Annotated in this window: 18 protein-coding genes and 1 tRNA gene; 11 read left to right on the top strand and 8 right to left on the bottom strand. The window is 71.5% G+C overall.

All coding sequences use genetic code 11. The features are described from left to right. Window positions 1-3: 3 nt before the first annotated feature. Window positions 4-1,401 carry a hypothetical protein gene (locus KUF83_RS33370; protein WP_217458749.1) on the bottom strand — a complete coding sequence of 466 codons (1,398 nt, stop codon included), beginning with the start codon at window positions 1,399-1,401 and terminating at the stop codon, window positions 4-6. A 97-nt stretch (window positions 1,402-1,498) separates the two neighbouring features. After that, window positions 1,499-3,361: a hypothetical protein gene (locus KUF83_RS33365; RefSeq protein ID WP_217458748.1), complete on the bottom strand. Its 1,863-nt coding sequence runs from the start codon at window positions 3,359-3,361 to the stop codon at window positions 1,499-1,501. A 500-nt stretch (window positions 3,362-3,861) separates the two neighbouring features. Here KUF83_RS33365 and KUF83_RS33360 point away from each other — a divergent pair, with 500 nt between their 5' ends. Beyond that, the gene (locus KUF83_RS33360; protein ID WP_217458747.1) at window positions 3,862-4,227 is read left to right on the top strand and encodes an ankyrin repeat domain-containing protein; all 366 of its coding nucleotides are present in this window, start codon (window positions 3,862-3,864) and stop codon (window positions 4,225-4,227) included. Between the two features lie 56 nt (window positions 4,228-4,283). Here the strand turns inward: KUF83_RS33360 and KUF83_RS33355 are convergent. After that, window positions 4,284-4,357: transfer RNA gene (locus KUF83_RS33355), tRNA-Pro, on the bottom strand. A 100-nt stretch (window positions 4,358-4,457) separates the two neighbouring features. Between KUF83_RS33355 and KUF83_RS33350 the strand changes: the two genes are divergently transcribed. From KUF83_RS33350 to KUF83_RS33340, 3 genes are all read left to right on the top strand, one after another. Next, window positions 4,458-4,973, top strand: coding sequence for a DUF309 domain-containing protein (locus KUF83_RS33350; RefSeq protein ID WP_217458746.1), 516 nt, complete (start codon window positions 4,458-4,460; stop codon window positions 4,971-4,973). Between the two features lie 86 nt (window positions 4,974-5,059). Continuing rightward, window positions 5,060-5,857, top strand: coding sequence for a precorrin-6A synthase (deacetylating) (gene cobF, locus KUF83_RS33345; protein ID WP_217458745.1), 798 nt, complete (start codon window positions 5,060-5,062; stop codon window positions 5,855-5,857). Window positions 5,858-5,986: 129 nt separating this feature from the next. Then, the gene (locus KUF83_RS33340) at window positions 5,987-8,089 is read left to right on the top strand and encodes an MDR family MFS transporter (protein WP_217458854.1); all 2,103 of its coding nucleotides are present in this window, start codon (window positions 5,987-5,989) and stop codon (window positions 8,087-8,089) included. A gap of 10 nt (window positions 8,090-8,099) precedes the next feature. Here the strand turns inward: KUF83_RS33340 and KUF83_RS33335 are convergent, their stop codons facing one another. The 3 genes from KUF83_RS33335 to KUF83_RS33325 all read right to left on the bottom strand — a co-directional run bounded on the left by KUF83_RS33335 (window position 8,100) and on the right by KUF83_RS33325 (window position 11,658). Beyond that, the gene (locus KUF83_RS33335) at window positions 8,100-8,846 is read right to left on the bottom strand and encodes a cobalt-precorrin-6A reductase (protein WP_217458744.1); all 747 of its coding nucleotides are present in this window, start codon (window positions 8,844-8,846) and stop codon (window positions 8,100-8,102) included. A gap of 66 nt (window positions 8,847-8,912) precedes the next feature. Next, window positions 8,913-10,748, bottom strand: a complete 1,836-nt coding sequence (locus tag KUF83_RS33330; RefSeq protein ID WP_217458743.1) for a glycoside hydrolase family 15 protein — start codon at window positions 10,746-10,748, stop codon at window positions 8,913-8,915. A 136-nt stretch (window positions 10,749-10,884) separates the two neighbouring features. Beyond that, entirely contained in the window at window positions 10,885-11,658 is a 774-nt protein-coding gene (locus KUF83_RS33325; protein WP_217458742.1) for a sulfite exporter TauE/SafE family protein, read from the bottom strand. Between the two features lie 152 nt (window positions 11,659-11,810). Between KUF83_RS33325 and KUF83_RS33320 the strand changes: the two genes are divergently transcribed. From KUF83_RS33320 to KUF83_RS33290, 7 genes are all read left to right on the top strand, one after another. Further along, entirely contained in the window at window positions 11,811-12,620 is an 810-nt protein-coding gene (locus KUF83_RS33320) for an alpha/beta hydrolase (protein ID WP_217458741.1), read from the top strand. 44 nt (window positions 12,621-12,664) lie between these two features. After that, the gene (locus tag KUF83_RS33315; RefSeq protein ID WP_217458740.1) at window positions 12,665-12,925 is read left to right on the top strand and encodes a WhiB family transcriptional regulator; all 261 of its coding nucleotides are present in this window, start codon (window positions 12,665-12,667) and stop codon (window positions 12,923-12,925) included. After that, the gene (locus KUF83_RS33310) at window positions 12,922-13,401 is read left to right on the top strand and encodes a Dps family protein (RefSeq protein WP_217458739.1); all 480 of its coding nucleotides are present in this window, start codon (window positions 12,922-12,924) and stop codon (window positions 13,399-13,401) included. The genes KUF83_RS33315 and KUF83_RS33310 overlap by 4 nt, the downstream gene beginning before the upstream one ends. A gap of 88 nt (window positions 13,402-13,489) precedes the next feature. Beyond that, window positions 13,490-13,828: a DUF3140 domain-containing protein gene (locus tag KUF83_RS33305; protein WP_217458738.1), complete on the top strand. Its 339-nt coding sequence runs from the start codon at window positions 13,490-13,492 to the stop codon at window positions 13,826-13,828. After that, window positions 13,825-14,496, top strand: coding sequence for an endonuclease (locus KUF83_RS33300; RefSeq protein WP_217458737.1), 672 nt, complete (start codon window positions 13,825-13,827; stop codon window positions 14,494-14,496). Before KUF83_RS33305 ends, KUF83_RS33300 begins: the two co-directional genes overlap by 4 nt. Window positions 14,497-14,541: 45 nt before the next feature. Beyond that, window positions 14,542-15,360 carry an SAM-dependent methyltransferase gene (locus tag KUF83_RS33295; RefSeq protein ID WP_217458736.1) on the top strand — a complete coding sequence of 273 codons (819 nt, stop codon included), beginning with the start codon at window positions 14,542-14,544 and terminating at the stop codon, window positions 15,358-15,360. Between the two features lie 260 nt (window positions 15,361-15,620). Continuing rightward, entirely contained in the window at window positions 15,621-16,277 is a 657-nt protein-coding gene (locus KUF83_RS33290; protein WP_254644727.1) for an isochorismatase family protein, read from the top strand. A 65-nt stretch (window positions 16,278-16,342) separates the two neighbouring features. Here the strand turns inward: KUF83_RS33290 and KUF83_RS33285 are convergent, their stop codons facing one another. Continuing rightward, window positions 16,343-16,573, bottom strand: a complete 231-nt coding sequence (locus tag KUF83_RS33285) for a hypothetical protein (RefSeq protein WP_217458735.1) — start codon at window positions 16,571-16,573, stop codon at window positions 16,343-16,345. After that, window positions 16,570-18,144 (bottom strand): amidohydrolase, encoded by a 1,575-nt coding sequence (locus KUF83_RS33280; RefSeq protein ID WP_217458734.1) that lies wholly within the window; start codon window positions 18,142-18,144, stop codon window positions 16,570-16,572. Before KUF83_RS33280 ends, KUF83_RS33285 begins: the two co-directional genes overlap by 4 nt. Window position 18,145 lies beyond the last annotated feature (1 nt).

Genomic DNA, 18,145 nt, shown 5'->3' with positions numbered 1-18,145 from the left:
GGATCAGGACTGCACGAGGCCGTAGCCCCGCAGGAAAAGGAACGGTTCGAGGATGTTGATGGGCTGGGGGGCCGCGACGAACCGCACGCTGTCTTCCACCTGGTTGATCAGGTAGGGGTTCTCGAAGTCGAAGCCCCGCTCGGGGTCGACCCAGAAGCCGATGGCGGAGCACACGAAGTAGCCGACGTTCTCCGGGGCGAAGAAGGACTCGATCTGCTGCTGGATCTCCCGCAGGCTGCCTTTGGGGAAGGACTCGCACAGCCCGTCGAACAGCCGCTTGGCGTCGGCCACTTCGGGTTGACCGGTGCGCGGGTTGAGGCGGACGTTGCCCTGGGCGCAGGCGAAACGGAAGACCCGGTCGTCGTCGAACTTGGCCAGGCACACCGCGATCCGGTGCGGCAGGCGGTTGCCCTGCCGCACGCCCTGCATGTTGGTCTCGGTGAGGACACCGGCCAGGACCTCGGTGAAGAAGTCGGCGTTCTGGCGGGCGTCGGCGTTGGCCCCCAGGTCGTCGCTGTTGACCTGGCACTCCCGCACCGGGTCGACGACGTAGACCATGGCCCGCGACTCGGCCAGGTCCTTGATGAGCTTGGCCTCGTGCTGGCTGCCGGTCTGCGAATGCGGGTCGAACGCCTCCCCGGGCATGTCCCGGACGGTGACCTTGAACTCGGTCGGCTGAGGCTCGGCCGGGGTGCCCCGCCGCCACCACTTGCGGCCCGCCCGGGCCAGGGGTGTGTCGCTGAGGTCCCCGGCCAGGGTGAAGCGCACGGGCCGCTGCTCGGTGAGGGTGGAGGGGGGAAACCGGCGTTCGCGGTACAGGATGTGGCCCAGGTCGCCCAGGAACTTGCGCGAGACGTGGTCCTCGGGCCAGATGTTCCACTTGCCGTACACCGGGTCGTGGCGGGCCTTCGACAGTGCTGCCAGCAGCGTGGACTTACCGCTCTCCATGCCGCCCCAGAGCGTGACCGTCGACTCGGGTACGGCGGCCCGGTCCTGGGGCTGCGGTCCCGCCGCCTGGGCCCGCTGTTGTTCCGCGGCCGCCTTGCGTTCCTTCTTGGTGGGCTTGGGGGCGGGCGAGGGCGGTTCCTGCTCGTCGGCCTTCTCCAGGAAGACTCTGGGCAGGTTGTTCCCTTCGGGTGCGGACAGGGGCAGGGGCGCGAGGGACGGCCGTGCCCGGTCCTTCGTGCCGTTGAGGGCTGGGGTCCCGGGGGCGGGTGTGGAGCCGCCGGCCTGGGCCGCGCCGGTCGGTGGAGCGTCGGGCGGCGGAGGAAGGGCGGCGCGGCCGCCGATGTGGGTGGAACGGTCCCAGACCGCGAAGGGCCCTTCGACCTGGCTGTCCTCCTTCACCTGGTCGGGCTCGCCGTCGCCGCCGGGCTGGGCTGGGGTGGTGTCGTCGGCCATGATGGTGCTCCCGGTTGAGGGGCGGCGGACGTCGTTCGCCGCGCGAGGGGTGGTGCGGTCCGCGCCTGACGCGCGCACCGGGTACCGGCGACCGCTGTCAGTCGGCCGCGGCGTGCCGCCAGTCCCCGGCTGGGTCGTCGGCGACGACCAGACGGATCGGTGCGCCGTGGTGCGGCGGGCACAGCGCCGGCGCGGTGACGGCGGAGGCGATCCGTTTGGGGTCGTGGCCCGCGCTGAAGCGCCCTTCGGCACCGAAGGCGTGCCAGGCGCGGTGGGCCCAGCTCACGAGATGGGGCTCGCCCTGCAGGTCGTCCATCCAGGCCGGTTCGTCCACCACTGCCAGGCAGACGATGTCTTCGTAGTGGCGTGCCGCCCGCAGTTCGCTCTGCCAGTCCAGCCGGTCGGGGCAGATGCGCACGGGCGCGCCGCGCTGGACCACACGGGGCGGTCGGACGTGCGGGTACGGAGGGCGGGATCCGATCGTCAACAGGACCCGGTGGCTGTCGGTTCGCCACAGACGGCGCCAGGCATGGATCTCACCGGGCAGATGTTCGAGGCCGGTGGCGAAGTCGTGCCGCAGTGGGTAGGGGCGCCAGGAGGCCAGTACCCGTGCCGCGTCCGCGGCCGTGCACATGCCCACCCGGTGGACTATGGGGTCGTGGTCGCCCGGCCGGTGCAGCGGGTCGTGGTCGCGGTAGCCGATCAGCCCCACTCTGAGGGTGTCTTCGTCGGCGAGCGCGTCCTGTACGGCGGTGACCACGGCCGCGGCTTCCTGCAGACGCTCCTCCCCCACGGTGCCGCCGTCGGCCTGCGGTCCGGCGACCTCCACGGCGAGCAGCAGATCCACCGGGTAGGGCTGGGAGAGCTGCCGGGCGGTCGTGGCGGCCAGGTCGGCCCAGTCGGTGCTCTCGGGCGCGTGGTGGCTCTCGCAGTCCAGTTCCAGTCGGTGACCGGTGCGCAGGGAGTACCGCAGGGTGGTGGTCGAGCCCGGCGGCAGGACGAGCCGGTCCAGGCGCACCGGACGCCACCGGTCGGCCGGTTCCTCGGCGGTGGCGTGGACGACGGCGGCGACGCTCTCCCCGGTGGCGGCGCCCGGCGGGGGAGCGCTGACCGGGACCTGGACGACCGGGCCGGTCGCCCTGCGCTCGCCCGCACGGCTGCCGGCGGGGAACAGGGGCCGGCGCACCAGCCCCACCGTTCCTGACGGGCCGTCCAGGTGGGCGGCGGCGAGCCACAGGGTGGCGGGCAGCGGCAGTTCGGCCGACAGGTCGTCGGGGGCCACGGGCCAATACGCGGGCAGCCGTAGGCACAGCTGCGCGTGGGAAGTGGTCTGCAGGGCTTCGGCCGTCCGCTCCAGCGGCTGCCAGCCGGCGGCCCGTACGGCGAGGACGAGCGGCACCGTCTCGTCGCGGTACGCCGACCGGAGGAAGCCGCTCGCCGCGGTGTGGAGGACTTCTTGCAACGAGGTGTGGCTCGCGGTCCCGTGTCCGGCCGGCGTGTCGCGGTCGGTGCCCGCGAGCAGGAGAAGCCGTCGGGTCCGCTCCGGGGGCAACACGGCCGCTACGGAGGGCAGTTCGCTCCACGGCCGCTCGGCGAGCGACACGGTCTGCGGACCGCTGTCGCCCGATCCGCATGTCAGCCGGCTCAGACGCAGTCGCTCGCATCCGATCTCCAGGACGTCGACGGCCGGAGAGGCGCCGGAGGCGAGGCGGGTGAGGACCCAGCCGAGGCCGGCCGCACGTCGGTCGACGCGTTCTTCGGCGAGTACGGCCGCCCAGGCGGCACGCCAGGCTCCGGGGGCTGGCACCGGACCGGCGGGGGACAGCTGCTGCGCCGTCTCGTGCCGGTCCGGCGGCGCAGGCCCGTTGCCGCCGCTGTCGCCGCTTGTCTCCGCACCGCACGCGACGGGCCCGCCGCCCAGCAGGTCCGCGACACGGAGCATGGCCTGCAGGTCGGCCACGCCGGAAACAACCCCATTGTTCGACTGCACTGTTCCTCACCCCCCGATACGGCCTCCGCCCCCGGAGTGCGAATGGGCGGCCGACCGCTGTTGCACGTGCATCAGGCATGCGAATTCCCGTCGTTGACGGGCGTCATGACTGATCGCGAACTCGGACTCCCCAGTCCGGTTGCGGTTTCACATTATCGCTCGCTGAGCGGACGTCACCTTAATTCGCGAGCTTCTTTTGCCGCCGACGCATGGTCGATTGGCCAATGAATGAAAGGGAGAGAAATGATACAGATCTACATCCATATAAATTCTCATCGTGTCGATTACGCGTTGACAGTTGATCGGTGACGACTGGGTGCGATCGCCTGGGACATCGAACAACGTGCATCCGTTCGAGTTTCTTCGGTGGCGGCGGCGCCATCCCAACTCGCCGAGTAGACAGCCGATGCGGTGATCGACTGTGGAGATAGTCGCTGGCAGACCGTGCGTGGTGGCGGTTGAATGTTTTGGTGAGTGACTACTGGACGCCCGCCCATGATGCGGTCGAGCACGACAATGCGGAGATCCTGGCCCGGTTGCTGGCCGACGGCACGCATCCCGACGAGGTGTTCAGCAACATGACACTGCTGACGCACGCCATCGATGCCGAGGGCGACGGCTCACTGCAGAGCGGTGAGCCGCTGACGATTCACCTCACTGCTGTGCTGCTGGCCTTCGGCGCTGATCCGGAGCTCGCGGATCCAGACGGTCGCACTCCGCTGGACATGGCCGTCCAGTACGGTCACGGCCTGGCGGTGAATTTGCTGCGGGCCCACATCAACTGGCGAGCCGCCAGCAACAAAGGACGCCGGCCCTCAGTCGGTCCCCAAGAATGACCAAGGGCCGGTTTCGGATTTCTCCGAAACCGGCCCCGCCTTGCGACTGTCTCCAGTCGGGACGACAGGATTTGAACCTGCGACCCCTTGACCCCCAGTCAAGTGCGCTACCAAGCTGCGCCACGTCCCGATGCGCCTCGCCGCGGTGAACCGCGTGATCGCGCGAACTGAACCTTACCCCACACCCGGGGCTCCTTCGAAGACGGCGGGGGGCGAGGGACAATCGGTGCATGAGCAGCACTTCTGACGACGAGCGGGACCGGGACACGGAGGGGCGGGCGCGCAACGCGCGGCCCCGGGACGGACTCGGACGGCCCCTGCCGTACGGGGTGGACGGGGTGGAGCGGCAGCCCGAGGGGGTGGTGCGCGCACCCGGGGAGACGGTCACCGAGGCGCAGGCGCTGCTGGCGGCGGGCAAGCCGTTCCACGCGCACGAGGTCTTCGAGGACGCCTGGAAGTCGGGGCCCGACGAGGAGCGGGCGCTGTGGCGCGGGCTCGCCCAGCTCGCGGTGGGGCTCACGCACGCGGCCAGGGGGAACGTGACGGGCGGTGCGCGGTTGCTGCGTCGTGGGGCCGGCGCGGTCGAGGAGTGGGCCGCCGGCTCCGGCACGTCCCGTCCGTACGGGCTGGCGCTGGGTGAACTCGCCGCCTGGGCCCGCGAGTTGGCGGACGTCGTGGAGCGGGACCACGCGGCGGTGGACGCGCGGACGTGGGCGCCACGGTTGCGCGGGGACGTGTCCCGATGAGTCGCCGGGCGGTGTGCGGCCCGTCTGCGCGTGGGTGAGGCGGGTGCGGTGACCGGGCCCGCGGCGGCGTGCGGCAGACTCGGGGCGTGCGAAAGATTCATGTCATCGGCATCGGCTCGGGCGACCCGGACCAACTGACTCTGCAGGCCGTCAAGGCACTGAGGAGCACGGACGTGTTCTTCATCCTGGACAAGGGCGAGCTGAAGTCGGACCTCGTCCAGCTGCGCCACGACATCCTCGACGCGCACCTGACGGAGGGGGCGTACCGGACGGTGGAGGCGCGCGACCCCGAGCGTGACCGCGCCGCCGGGGGCGCGGGCTACTCCCCCGCCGTCGGGGACTGGCGCAGCGCACGCGCCGCCATCTACGAGCGGCTGATCGCCGAGGAGCTCGGCGAGGACGAGAGCGGCGCGTTCCTCGTCTGGGGCGACCCCTCTCTGTACGACAGCACGTTGGGCATCCTGGAGGAGATCCTCGACCGGGGCGAGGTCGCGTTCGACTACGACGTGGTGCCGGGGATCAGCAGCGTCTCGTCCCTGGTGGCCCGCCATCGCACCGGGCTCAACCGCGTGGCACGGCCCGTCCAGATCACCACGGGCCGCCGGCTCGCCGAGGGTTTCCCCGAGGGCGTCGACGACGTGGTCGTGATGCTGGACGCCCACCAGACGTTCCAGCGGTACGCGGACGGCGACCAGGACATCGACATCTACTGGGGTGCGTATCTGGGCACCCCGGACGAGATCCTCGCCTCCGGCCCTCTGGCGGAGACGGCTCCCCGCATCGCCGAGCTCCGCGCGCAGGCCCGCGAACGCAAGGGCTGGATCATGGACACGTACTTGCTGCGCAGGCACCCGCGGGGCCAGGACGTCTCCGGCTCGGACTGAACGGGGAGCACGTCCCGGGGGAGGTGTCTTCGCCTCTCCTTGACGTCCTCGGCGGCGGCCCGCGCCCCGTGCGGACTGCCCCGCATGCACACCCCACCGGCCGATGTGAAGCTGACGGGTGTGACGACCATGGACACCGCCGGCCCGCCCGCCGCCGAGGCAGCCGCCGCGCAGCCTCCCGTGCTGGACAAGCGCCGCCGCAACGTCGTCTTCGTGACGATCATGCTGGGGATGCTGCTGGCCGCGCTGGACCAGACGATCGTGGGCACGGCGCTGCCGACGATCGTGTCGGACCTCGGCGGCGCGGAGCACATGTCGTGGGTGGTCACCAGTTACCTGCTGGCGGAGACCGTCGCCACGGTGCTGGTCGGCAAGTTCGGCGACCTGTTCGGCCGCAAGATCGTCTTCCAGGCATCGGCGATCATCTTCATCACCGGCTCGTTCCTGTGCGGCCTCTCCTCGAACATGACGCTGCTGATCACCTGGCGGGCCGTGCAGGGGATCGGCGCGGGCGGTCTGATGGTGACCGCGATGGCCCTGATCGCCGACGTGATCCCGCTCCGGGAGCGCGGCAAGTACCAGGGGGCCATCGGCGCGGTGTTCGGCGTCGCGACCGTGATCGGCCCTCTGCTCGGCGGCCTCTTCACCGACCATCTCACCTGGCGCTGGGCGTTCTACGTCAACGTGCCCATCGCGATTCTCGTCGTGGTGGCCGCGGCCCGCACGATCCCGGTGGTGAAGTCGCCGTCCCGGCCGGTCATCGACTACCTCGGCATCGCCCTCGTGGCGGTCGGCGCCAGCGCCCTGATCCTGGCGACGAGCTGGGGCGGCAACGAGTACGCCTGGAGCTCGCCCGTCATCATCGGCCTGTTCGCGGGAGGTGTCGTCGCCCTCGCCGCCTTCTGCCGGGTGGAGACCCGCGCGGCCCAGCCCATGCTGCCGATGCGGCTGTTCGCCAACCCCGTCTTCACCGTCTGCTCGGTCCTCAGCTTCATCGTGGGCTTCGCGATGCTCGGCGCGATGACGTTCCTGCCGACCTTCCTGCAGTACGTGGACGGCGACTCGGCGACGGTCTCGGGCGTACGCACGCTGCCCATGGTCGTCGGCCTGCTCATCGCGTCGGTCTTCAGCGGCAACGTGGTCAGCAAGACCGGTCACTACCGTGTCTTCCCCATCGTCGGCTCCCTGGTGATGGCGGTCGGCCTCTACCTGCTGTCCCGGATGGGCAGCGACACCAGCACCTGGCTCTCCTCGCTCTACATGTTCGTGCTCGGTACGGGGATCGGCCTGTGCATGCAGGTCCTCACCATCGCCGTGCAGAACACCGTCGACTACACCGACCTGGGTACGGCGACCTCGGGCGTCACCTTCTTCCGGACGCTGGGCAGTGCGTTCGGCACCGCCGTCTTCGGAACGATCTACGCCAACACCCTGCAGTCGAACCTGGCGGACGGCGTGGCGGCCGCGGCCCGCACGAGCGGGACCGATCCCGCGGCCCTCACCGGGGCGGCCACCAGTCCGGAAGGGCTGCACAGACTGCCACCGGGGACCGCCGCGCCGCTCGTCGAGGCGTACGCCGAGACGCTCCGGACGGTCTTCCTGTGGACGGTGCCCGTGGCACTGCTCGGGTTCCTCGTCGCCCTGTTCCTCAAGCAGGTGCAGCTGCGTGACAGCGCACGGATGGGGTCCACCGACATGGGCGAGGGTTTCGCGACCCCGTCCGCGGCCGACAGCCGGCAGCGGCTGGAGGCCACGGTCGGAAAGATCATCGGCGGTACGAGCCTCGACACCATGCGCCGGCTCGTCACCGGGGCCGACACCCGGCTGGACATCGCGGGCGCCTGGGCCGTGATGCAGGTCGAGCTGTTCACCCGGATGGTCGGCCACGCCGGCCTCACCCTGATCGCCGCCCGCCGCCACATGCCCCCCGAGGTCCTCGTGCCGGTCTTCCAGCGGATGGTCGAAGAGGGCTACCTCACCCGCGAGGGCACCCTCTTCTCGCACACGGAGGCCGGCGCGCGCGAGGCCCGGGTCATCAGCGAGGCGTGGGCCGACTGGCTGGCCGACCGCGTCGAGCAGGACCTCGGCCGCCCCTCGGGCGAGGACCTCCGCGCCGCCGTCGACACCATCGCCAAACGCCTGCTGGTCGAGGACCTGACCCACGACACCTCGGCGGGCTCGCTCCCCAAGGCCCTCACCAAGGCGCCGGCGGTGGCGACGAAGAGCCGGTAGGCCCCCGGCTCTACGGCATCGGGAAGCCCAGCCGCGCCAGTACCGACGGCACGTCCGGCTCGGCCCGTGCCCCGTCCGGCAGTGCGGGGCGGCGTACGACCACGACCGGGAGCCCCAGCGCGCGGGCGGCCGTCAGCTTGGCCGCGGTGGCGCCACCGCCGCTGTCCTTGGTGACGAGCACGTCGATGCGGTGCTCTTGGAGGAGAGCCGTCTCGGACTCCACGGTGAACGGGCCCCGGGCCAGCAGGACCTGCGTACGGGCCGGCATCGGCGGGTCCGGGGGCTCCACCGAGCGTACGAGGAAGTGCGGCCGGTGCAGGTGGGCGAAGGCAGCGAGGCCCAGACGGCCCGTGGTGAGGAAGACCCGGTCGCCGAGGGGCGGCAGCAGGGCGGCGGCTTCGGTGAGGGAGGCCGCGGGGTGCCAGCGGTCGCCGGGCGCCGGTCGCCAGCCCGGGCGGCGCAGGACGACGGCCGGGACACCGGTGGCCGCGGCGGCCCGTGCGGCGTTCGCCGTGATACCCGCCGCGAAGGGGTGCGTCGCGTCGACGAGGGCGTCGACCTGCTCGGCGCGCAGCCACCGCGCGAGGCCTTCCGCCCCGCCGAACCCGCCGACGCGTACCTCGCCGTCGAGGTCCCCCGGCCTGGACACGCGCCCCGCGAGGGAGGTGGTCACGCGCACGCCGGGTACGGCGGCGAGGGCGGCGGCCAGTTCACGCGCCTCGGTGGTGCCGCCGAGGACCAGCACGTGCGGGGACATGACGTCGAGCCTACGGGCCGCAGGGCGGGTCGGGCGGGGGCGGGGCGGCGCCTCCGCCGGACGCCGTCAGCCCAGGGCACGGTCGAGGTTGAACGCGGCGCTGATGAGCGCGAGATGGGTGAAGGCCTGCGGGAAGTTGCCCTGTTGTTCGCCGGTGTGGCTGATCTCCTCGGCGTACAGGCCGAGGTGGTTGGCGTAGGTGAGCATCTTCTCGAAGGCCAGCCGCGCCTCGTCGAGCCGTCCGGCCCGGGTCAGCGCCTCGACGTACCAGAAGGAGCAGATCGAGAAGGTGCCCTCCTCGCCGCGCAGGCCGTCGGGGCTGGCCTTCGGGTCGTAGCGGTAGACCAGGGAGTCGGACACCAGGTCCTCGGTGAGCGCGTCGAGCGTGGAGAGCCACTTCGGATCGGTGGGCGAGATGAACTTGGCCAGGGGCATCATCAGCACCGCGGCGTCCAGGACGTCGTCGTCCTCGTGCTGGACGAACGCCTGCCGCTTCGGTGACCAGCAGCGTTTCATGATCCGCCGGTAGATCGTGTCGCGGGCGCCGCGCCAGTACACGATGTCCGCGGGCAGTCCGCGGCGGGTGGCCAGCCTGATGGCCCGCTCGATCGCCACCCAGCACATGAGCCGGGAGTAGAGGAAGTTCTTGCGCCCTCCGCGGGTCTCCCAGACGCCCTCGTCGGGCTGGTCCCAGTGCTCGCACACCCAGTCGACCAGCGCGCAGATGTCGTCCCACTGGTCGCTGGAGATCGGCTGGGCCCACTTGTCGTAGAGGTAGACCGAGTCGATGAGGGCGCCGTAGATGTCGAGTTGGAGCTGGTCGGCCGCCGCGTTGCCGATCCGGACGGGGGCGGAGCCCTGATGACCCTCCAGGTGGGGCAGCTCCCGCTCGGTCAGGTCGGTGCGGCCGTCGATGCCGTACATGATCTGCAGGGGGCCCGAGGGGCGTCCGTCGCCGGGGCTGATGTGCCTGGCGGCGAAGCCCATGAACGACTCGGCCTCGCTGGTGAAGCCGAGCCTCAGCAGGGCGTACACGCAGAAGGCCGCGTCGCGTACCCACACGTAGCGGTAGTCCCAGTTGCGCTCGCCGCCGAGCTGTTCGGGCAGGCTGGTCGTGGCGGCGGCCACGATCGCGCCGGTCGGTGCGTAGGTGAGCAGTTTGAGGGTCAGTGCGGAGCGGTGCACCATCTCCCGCCAGCGGCCGCGGTAGTGGGACGCGGTCAGCCACTGCCGCCAGAACGCCACGGTGGCGGCGAACAGTTCCTCCGCCTCCGCGCGTGGGCAGCAGCGGGGTTCGATGTCGCCGCTGACCTGGTCGAGGGCGAACACCGCCGACTCGCCCTCCTGGAGCTTGAAGCCGACCGTCGCGTCGCGGCCGTCGCATTCGAGGGGCTCGGTGGCGGTCAGCGCGAGGGAGAGGTGCGCGGACTCGAAGACGACCATGTCGTCGTGCAGCCGCGCGGTGTGCGGCTGCGCCGCGTAGTCGAAGCGGGGGGCCACGCGCGCACGGAACGGGATCGAGCCGCGGACGCACAGCACGCGCCGGATCAGCCGGTGCCGGTCCGGTTCGGTCGCGTCGCCGTCCACCGGCATGAAGTCCTGGACCTCGCCCACGCCGTCCTCGGTGAAGAAGCGGGTGACCAGGACGTTGGTGTCCGGGAAGTAGAACTGCCTGGTCCGGGCCGGCACGGCGGCCGCCAGCTCGAACGATCCGCCTTTGTCCGCGTCGAGGATCGACGCGAAGACACTGGGCGCGTCGAAGGACGGGCAGCAGTACCAGTCGATCGTGCCGTTGGTGCCGACCAGGGCCACGCTGCGCAGATCTCCGATCAGGCCGTGGTCGGCGATCGGCAGATAGCCGGCTGATGCCGGTGGATCCTGGTGGGCGGACGCCTCGGACATGACCGCAGCCTCCCTGCCCCGAGAACGCGCTTTTGACGTCTCCAGCCTAGGTGCGGTGGGCCCGGGGCGCGACGAAAACGACAAACGGCCGCATTGCGTCCGCTTGCCCGCCTCCGCCGGCCGGACACGCCGGGCGTCAGCGCAGGAGCAGCTGGACCCCGCCCAGCACGGTCGCCGCGATGACCAGCCGCTCGAAGAGCCGCTGGTTGATCCGGTCGACGGCCCACTTGCCGAGGAGGGCGCCCGGCACGACGAAGGCCACGAGGGCCGCGTCCAGCAGCAGCGAGTGGCCGTCGATGAGACCGAGGCCGACGCTGAAGGGGATCTTGGAGACGTTGACGATCAGGAAGAAGAAGGCGGAGGTGCCCAGGAAGCCGAGTTTGCGGAAGCCCGCCGACAGGAGATACATCGACATCACCGGGCCGCCCGCGTTGGCGACCATCGTGGTGAAGCCGCCCAGAACCCCGTAGGAGCGGGCCTTGATCCGGCCGGTCCGCGTGGCCACCGAGTCGGGTTCCTCGTCCGCGTCGGACTTCCGTCGGCGCCACACGGTGACGCCGGCCATCAGCAGGAGGATGGCGCCGATCGACATCCTCACCATCGCGTCGTCGGCCCACATCAGGAACACCGTGCCGACGACCACTCCCGCGGCGACCGCCGGGAACAGCTTCCACAGCGTCGGCCAGTGCGCGTGGCGCCGGTAGGTGAGCACGGCGAGGACGTCGCCGACGATCAGGATGGGCAGCAGGACCCCCGTGGACGCCTTGGCGGGCAGGACCGCCGCGAAGATGGCGAGGCTGACCGTGTTGGCCCCGCTCACGGCGGTCTTCGAGAAACCGACGAGCAGGGCCGCGGCGGCGAGGGCGGCGAACTCCCAGGGGGCGATGTGCCAGAGCGTCATGGTGTTCATGCGAGGGCCGATGCTATGCCCACGTATCCGGCCGCGTCAGGAGCGTCTCGACAGGTGGCCCCTGCCACCGTCGCCGGTGTCGCGCCCTGGACCCCCTCCGCGTCCCCTGGGAAGATCGTCCCCGAAGCCTCGCCGACGCCGACGGAGGACCCATGGCCGACTCCCGCGAGCACACCCTCACGGGCACCCGGAGCAGCATCACCGTACGTGAGTGGCCACGGGAACGGCCGCGGTACGTGGCACTGCTGGTCCACGGCTACGGGGAGCACGTCGGCCGCTACGAGTACGTCGCGGACGTGCTGCGCGGGCACGGTGCGGCCGTGTTCGGGCCCGACCACATGGGGCACGGGAGGTCGGCGGGCGAGCGGGTGCTGATCGAGGACTTCGAGGACGTGGTGAGCGACGTCCGCGCGGTGGAGCTGCTCGCCCGGGCGGCGTACCCCGGGGTGCCCCTCGTGCTGATCGGCCACTCCATGGGCGGCCTCGTCGCCGCACGGTACGCCCAGCGGTACGGAGAGGGGCTGGCCGCGCTCGTCCTGTCCGGGCCGGTGATCGGCCGCTGGGAGGCGCTCCATCAGCTGCTCGCGCTCGATCCGCTGCCCGAGGTCCCCATCGACCCGACGGCACTCTCGCGCGATCCGGCGGTCGGCCTGGCGTACGCGGCGGATCCCCTCGTGTGGCACGGGCCGTTCAAGCGCCCCACGCTGGAGGCCTTCGTCCGCACGCTGGAGACCATCTCCAGGAGCGGCGACATCGGCGCGCTTCCGCTGCTGTGGCTGCACGGGGACGACGACCGGATCGTGCCGCTGCCCGCCAGCCGGGCGGGCGTGGAGGAGCTGCGCGGCGCCAAGTGGAGCGAGCGCGTGTACGCGGGCGCCCAGCACGAGGTGTTCAACGAGACGCACAGGGACACGGTCCTCGCGGACGTGACGCGCTTCGTGGACGGTGTGCTCCCGTCCTGAAATGCGGGTGTTTCCACGGATCCGCTCGGGGCACCCGGGGCCGCATGGAGTGGTTGCGGAGAGCGGCCTGCGTGGACGAGGACCCCGAACTGTTCTTCCCCGTGGGCACGGTCGGCCCCGCGTTGCGGGACACCACCGCCGCCAAGCGGGTCTGTGCCCGTTGCGCGGTGGCCGGTCCCTGTCTCGACTGGGCTCTCGCCACCGGCCAGACCTCCGGCGTCTGGGGCGGGACGGGCGAGGAGGAACGCGCCGTGCTGCTCCGTACGACCCGCCACCCGCAGACACCAAGGAGAAGTGCCGCATGACCGTGGTCAAGAGCACCCTGTCCGACTCGGCGCGCCAGGTGGTCGGGGAAGCCCTGCAGAGCACCCTCGTGGACCTGCTCGGCCTCTCCCTCATCGGCAAGCAGGCCCACTGGAACATCGTGGGCCCGAGGTTCCGCTCGATCCATCTGCAGCTGGACGAGCTCGTCACCACGGTCCGTTCGTACGCCGACACCGTGGCCGAGCGCTCGGCGGCGCTCGGTGTGCCGCCCGACGGCCGCCCCGAGACCGTCGCGGCGACGGCCGCGCCGCAGGGCCCGAAGGAGGGCTGGGTCCAGGACACCGAGGTTGTCGGTGTCATCGTCGAGGCGCTGGAGACGGTCGTGGGACGCCTGCGGGAGCGGATCGGCGCCACGGAGGAGGCCGACCCCGTCACCCAGGACCTGCTGATCGGTCTCACCGCGGAGCTGGAGAAGCACCGCTGGATGTTCCAGGCCGAGAACTGGCCGCGCACCTGACGTCCGTGAGCGCGCGAGCGACGCGCTCGCACGACGGACACGGACGGACACGAACGGACAGGACGCGCACGGACGAAAGGGGCCCGTCATGGCCGACGCCCTCGAACTCGACGCGCTGTGGGACGAGTTCCACCGCGCGGTGAACATGACCTCGCAGGAGCTGGCCGCCTGGCTGCGGGTGAGCGACGCGGCCGAGGAGTCGGTGCCGGTGCCCGAGCACGCGGGCTCCCCCACCGGCGAGCATGTCCTGGCCATTCTGCAGAAGCGCCGCACCGATCTCACCGACGACGATCTCGACGTGATGTACGAGGTCGTGGACACCGTCACGGCCGAGACGGACCAGGAGCACGGGCTTGAGGCCGAGGCGTCCCGCCGCCGGCATCGGCTGATGACGCTGGGCCACGATCCGCTCAAGCCGCCGGCATGACCGCCGAGGCGGAGAGGGTGCTGGAGGCCCTGGTCGCCGGGCACGGTCGCACGTTCGCCGAGGAGGCGGGCATCCGGCTGCGGAACACACCGCAGCCGCTGTACCGGACGCTGGTCATGGCCTGTCTCCTCAGCGCACGGATCCGCGGTTCCGTCGCCCTCGCGACCAGCCGCGCCCTGCACGAGGCCGGGCTGCGCGATCCGCGCCGGATGGCCGAAGCCGGCCGGCAGGAGCGGGTGGACGCGCTGGGCCGGGGTGGCTACCGGCGCTACGACGAGCGCACGGCGACCCAACTGGGCGAAGGCGCCGAGCTGTTGCTGACCCGGTGGGGAGGGGATCTGCGCCGGATGCGGGAGGCGGCGGGCGGCGACCGGGGCGAACTCCGGGGCCTGCTGCGGGAGATGCCTGGCCTGGGCCCCGCGGGTGTGGACATCTTCCTGCGCGAGGTGCAGCGGGTCTGGCCCGAGGTCTCGCCCCACCTCGACGCGAAGGCCCTGCAGGGCGCGGCCCGTCTGGGGCTGTCCGAGCAGCCGGACCGGCTGGTGGAACTCGCCGGGGACACCGAACCCGCAGTCCTGGCCGCCGCGTTGGCGCGGGCGGCGCTCGACAGGGCCGTGGTGGAGGACTGTCTGCGGCAGACACGAAAACCGCGCTCCCGCGCCGGGTGAAGGTGCCAGACTGCTCGCACACCAGGCCGAGCAGAGGAGCACAGCATGACCGGGACCGAGTCCCCCCTCCGACGGATCGACACCAGCAGGCCCCATCCAGCACGGGTGTACGACTGGCTCCTCGGCGGGAAGGACAACTACCCGGTCGACGAGGAACTGGGCCGGCAGATAACGGGGTTCGACGAGAACGCCGCGCACACGGCCCGCAGCAACCGCTATTTCATGCACCGCGCCACCCGCTGGCTCGCCCAGGAGGCGGGTGTCCGCCAGTACCTCGACATCGGCACGGGCATTCCCACCGAGCCCAATCTCCACCAGATCGCGCAGGCCACGGCGCCCGACGCGCGCATCGTGTACGTCGACAACGACCCCATCGTGCTGGCCCACGCGGGCGCGCTGCTGCGTGGCACCGACGAGGGCATGACCGAGTACATCCAGGCGGACGCGCGGGACACGGGCGCCATCCTCGAACAGGCCTCACGCGTACTGGACTTCGAGAGCCCCATCGCCCTGTCGCTGGTGGCGCTGCTGCACTTCGTCCCCGACGAGTCGGGGGCGTACGACTTGGTGAGCGACCTGGTGAACGCGCTGCCCGCCGGAAGCTACGTGGCCCTGTCGATGATGACGGCGGACTTCGAACCGGAGGCCGTCGCGCGCGGCGTCCAGATGTACGCGGCGGGCGGTCTGTCGCTCGTGCCACGCCCGCTCGCGGGTGTCGTCCGCTTCTTCGAGGGCCTCGAACTCGTCGATCCCGGGGTCGTCTCGCTGACCCGGTGGCGCCCGGACCTCGCGGTGGACGAGGACACTCCCCCGGGAGACGCTCCGGTGTCGCTGTACGGAGGCGTGGCACGCAAGGTCTCCTGAGACGCGCCCGCCCGCCCCGCCGGGCGGGGACCGCCCCTGTTGCTCACCTCACCGAAGGGCACTCCCCGTCCGCCGCGAGGTTGACGCCGTGGGCGCCGCCGTGGCGCGACGGAAAGCGGTGAAGAGTGCCTCGTCGTGGCGGCGCCCGTGCACGGCCGGATCGAGCGCCTGACGACACACCGTCAGGTAAGTTAGCTTAGGCTAAGCTAACTTACCTGGACGGGGCTCGGACGCCCACGCCGTCAGGGAGGAGTCCGCCCATGGTCGTACCAGTCGTCAACTCCTACTCCATGCCTGACCGTTCAGCGGTCCCCGCGTCCGGCCCGCCCTGGACGATCGACCCGGCACGGGCCGCTCTGCTGGTGCACGACATGCAGAACCACTTCGTCCAGGCCTTCCCGCCCGACTGCTCCCCCGTCGTGGAACTGATCGACAACATCGCGACCCTGCGCGAACTCGCGGGCACCCTCGGTATGCCGATCGTCTTCAGCACCGAACCGGCCGAACGGCCTGGCGGGCAGGGCCCGTTGACCGACAGCTGGGTCCCGGCCGACGGCCCGGAGCCGGGCGCGAACTCGGCGGTCGTCCCGTCGCTCACGCCACGGGTGGGAGAACACCTGCTGGTCAACGTGCGCCACAACGCCTTCCTCCGCAGCCATCTCGGCAGGCTGCTGCGCTCCGAGGGACGCGACCAGCTGATCCTCTGCGGAGTGCGGGCGCACCTCGGCATACTGCTCACGGCGGCGGACGCCTTCATGCACGACATCCAGCCGTTCGTCGTGGCCGACGCGGTGGCCGACCTCTCCGCCGAGGACCACTCCATGGCGCTGCGGTGGATCGCTCGTACCGGTGTCGTCTGCACCACCAACGAACTGATCCGTCATCTCCTGCACGGCAGGGCGGCACAGAGCATGTGACGGCCCCCCGCCCGGACTTCCGCACGAGCGGCCGGGCCGGGAAGGGCGCGCGGGCAGACCGGCGTTCAGCCGCAGGGGCGCCCCGGATAGTCGTCGCTCTCCGGCACGCCCGCCTCGCGCATCCGGCGCAGGACCTCGCACCGTACGACGTCGTCGTCGATGTCCACCGGGCAGTTCCCGTCCCGGTCGAACACCAGGACGTCCCCCGCGGTGTCCCAGAGCACCCACCGGTGCGGGTACGCCGGCCCCCGCCACAGATGGGCGTAGGGCTCGGCGGCGTCCGTGCGTGTGCTCACAGCGCGGCCCCCTCGGTCTCCCGGCCGTCGACGAACGTCGCGACCACGTCGATGTCGCCGATGCGCGAGACCTCGACGCTCCGCGGGTCGTCGCCCAGCACGACCAGATCGGCGCGCTTGCCCGGCGCGAGGCTTCCCACGCTGTCCTCCCAGTGACAGGCGAAGGCACCGGCCACGGTGTACGCGCGCAGCGCCTCGTCCACCGTGACACCCTCGTCCGGGCCGATGACCTGCCCCGACACGGAGGCCCGCTCGACCATGAACTGGACGGCCCGGAGCGGCGACCCGTCCGTGACGGGCCGGTCGGAGCTGCCGACGAGTGTGACGCCGCGATCGAGGAACCCCCGCCCCCGGTAGAGCCAGGGCGCACGCTCCTCACCCATGATCGCCGCGTAGTCGTCGCCGAAGTACCGCAGGAAGTTCGGCTGGACCACGGCCGCCACGCCCAGTCGCGCGAAGCGGTCCAGCTGGTCGGGCCGGATGAGGCCCGCATGCTCGATCCGGTGCCGGGCATCCGGCCGTGGACGGAGGCGCTGCGCCCGCTCCAGGGCGTCCAGGGCCACGTCGGCCGCCCGGTCGCCGATGGCGTGGACGGCGAGCTGCCAGCCCGCGAGATGCCCGTCGACGATCGTGTCCGTGAGCTGTTCGGGGTCGTCCTGCAACTGGCCCGCGTGGTCGAGCCCTTCGTAGGGACGGCTCAGTGCGGCGGTACGGGCCATCATGCCGCCGTCGGTGTAGATCTTCAGCGCGCCGACGGAGAGCCGGTCGTCACCGAACCCCGTCCGCAGGCCGAGGTCGAGGGCCCGGGGGATGCCGTCGTCCTGGTGCGCACCGACCGGGCGCAGCCGGTCCGCGGACACCATGAGCTGCACACGCAGAGGCAACAGGCCTTGTTCCTGGGCGAGTTGGTACGCGCCCAGCTCGACCGGGCTGTGCCCGAACATGACGCCGCCGATGCCGGCCTCGGCGCAGGCCGTCACGCCTTCGGCCAGGCAGGTACGCGCGGCCCGTCCGATCGCTGCCGCCAACTCCTGCTGGGAGTAGGGCAGTCGCAGCGCCCGCGCGGCCCCCATGGCGCCCTCGGCGAGGAAGCCCTCCCCACGTGCCAGTTCGGCGGGCAGCAGGTCGAGGACTGCCGTGTTGACCATGCAGCCGTGCCCGGAGTCGTGCATCAGGAACACCTTGCGCCCCGCGCTGACCTTGTCCAGCTCGGCGGCGGTCAGATGGCGGCCGAGGCCCCGCTGGTCGTACCCGGCGAGCTGCGTCCAGGCGCCCTCCGGTGTGCGCGCCGCCGCCGCTGCCACGGCGGCCAGGACGTCGTCGACCGATGTGCACGGCGCCACGGTCGGTGTGCCCGCCCTGAGTCCGGTCCAGGCCAGGTGCACATGGCTGTCGATGAAGCCGGGCAGCACGGTGGCGCCCTGCAGGTCGACCACCCGGCGGGCGGGCAGCCCGGCGACCTCCTCGTCCAGGCCCACGATCCGGCCCCGCCAGATGCCCAGTTCGCGGGCGACCGGACGGTCCGGGTCCATGGTGAGGATGTGCGCGTTGGTCAGTCTCGTGGAGAGCATC

Source organism: Streptomyces sp. BV286, from assembly GCF_019090165.1.
GTDB lineage: Bacteria > Actinomycetota > Actinomycetes > Streptomycetales > Streptomycetaceae > Streptomyces.
This window is presented reverse-complemented; position numbering and strand designations above follow the sequence as displayed.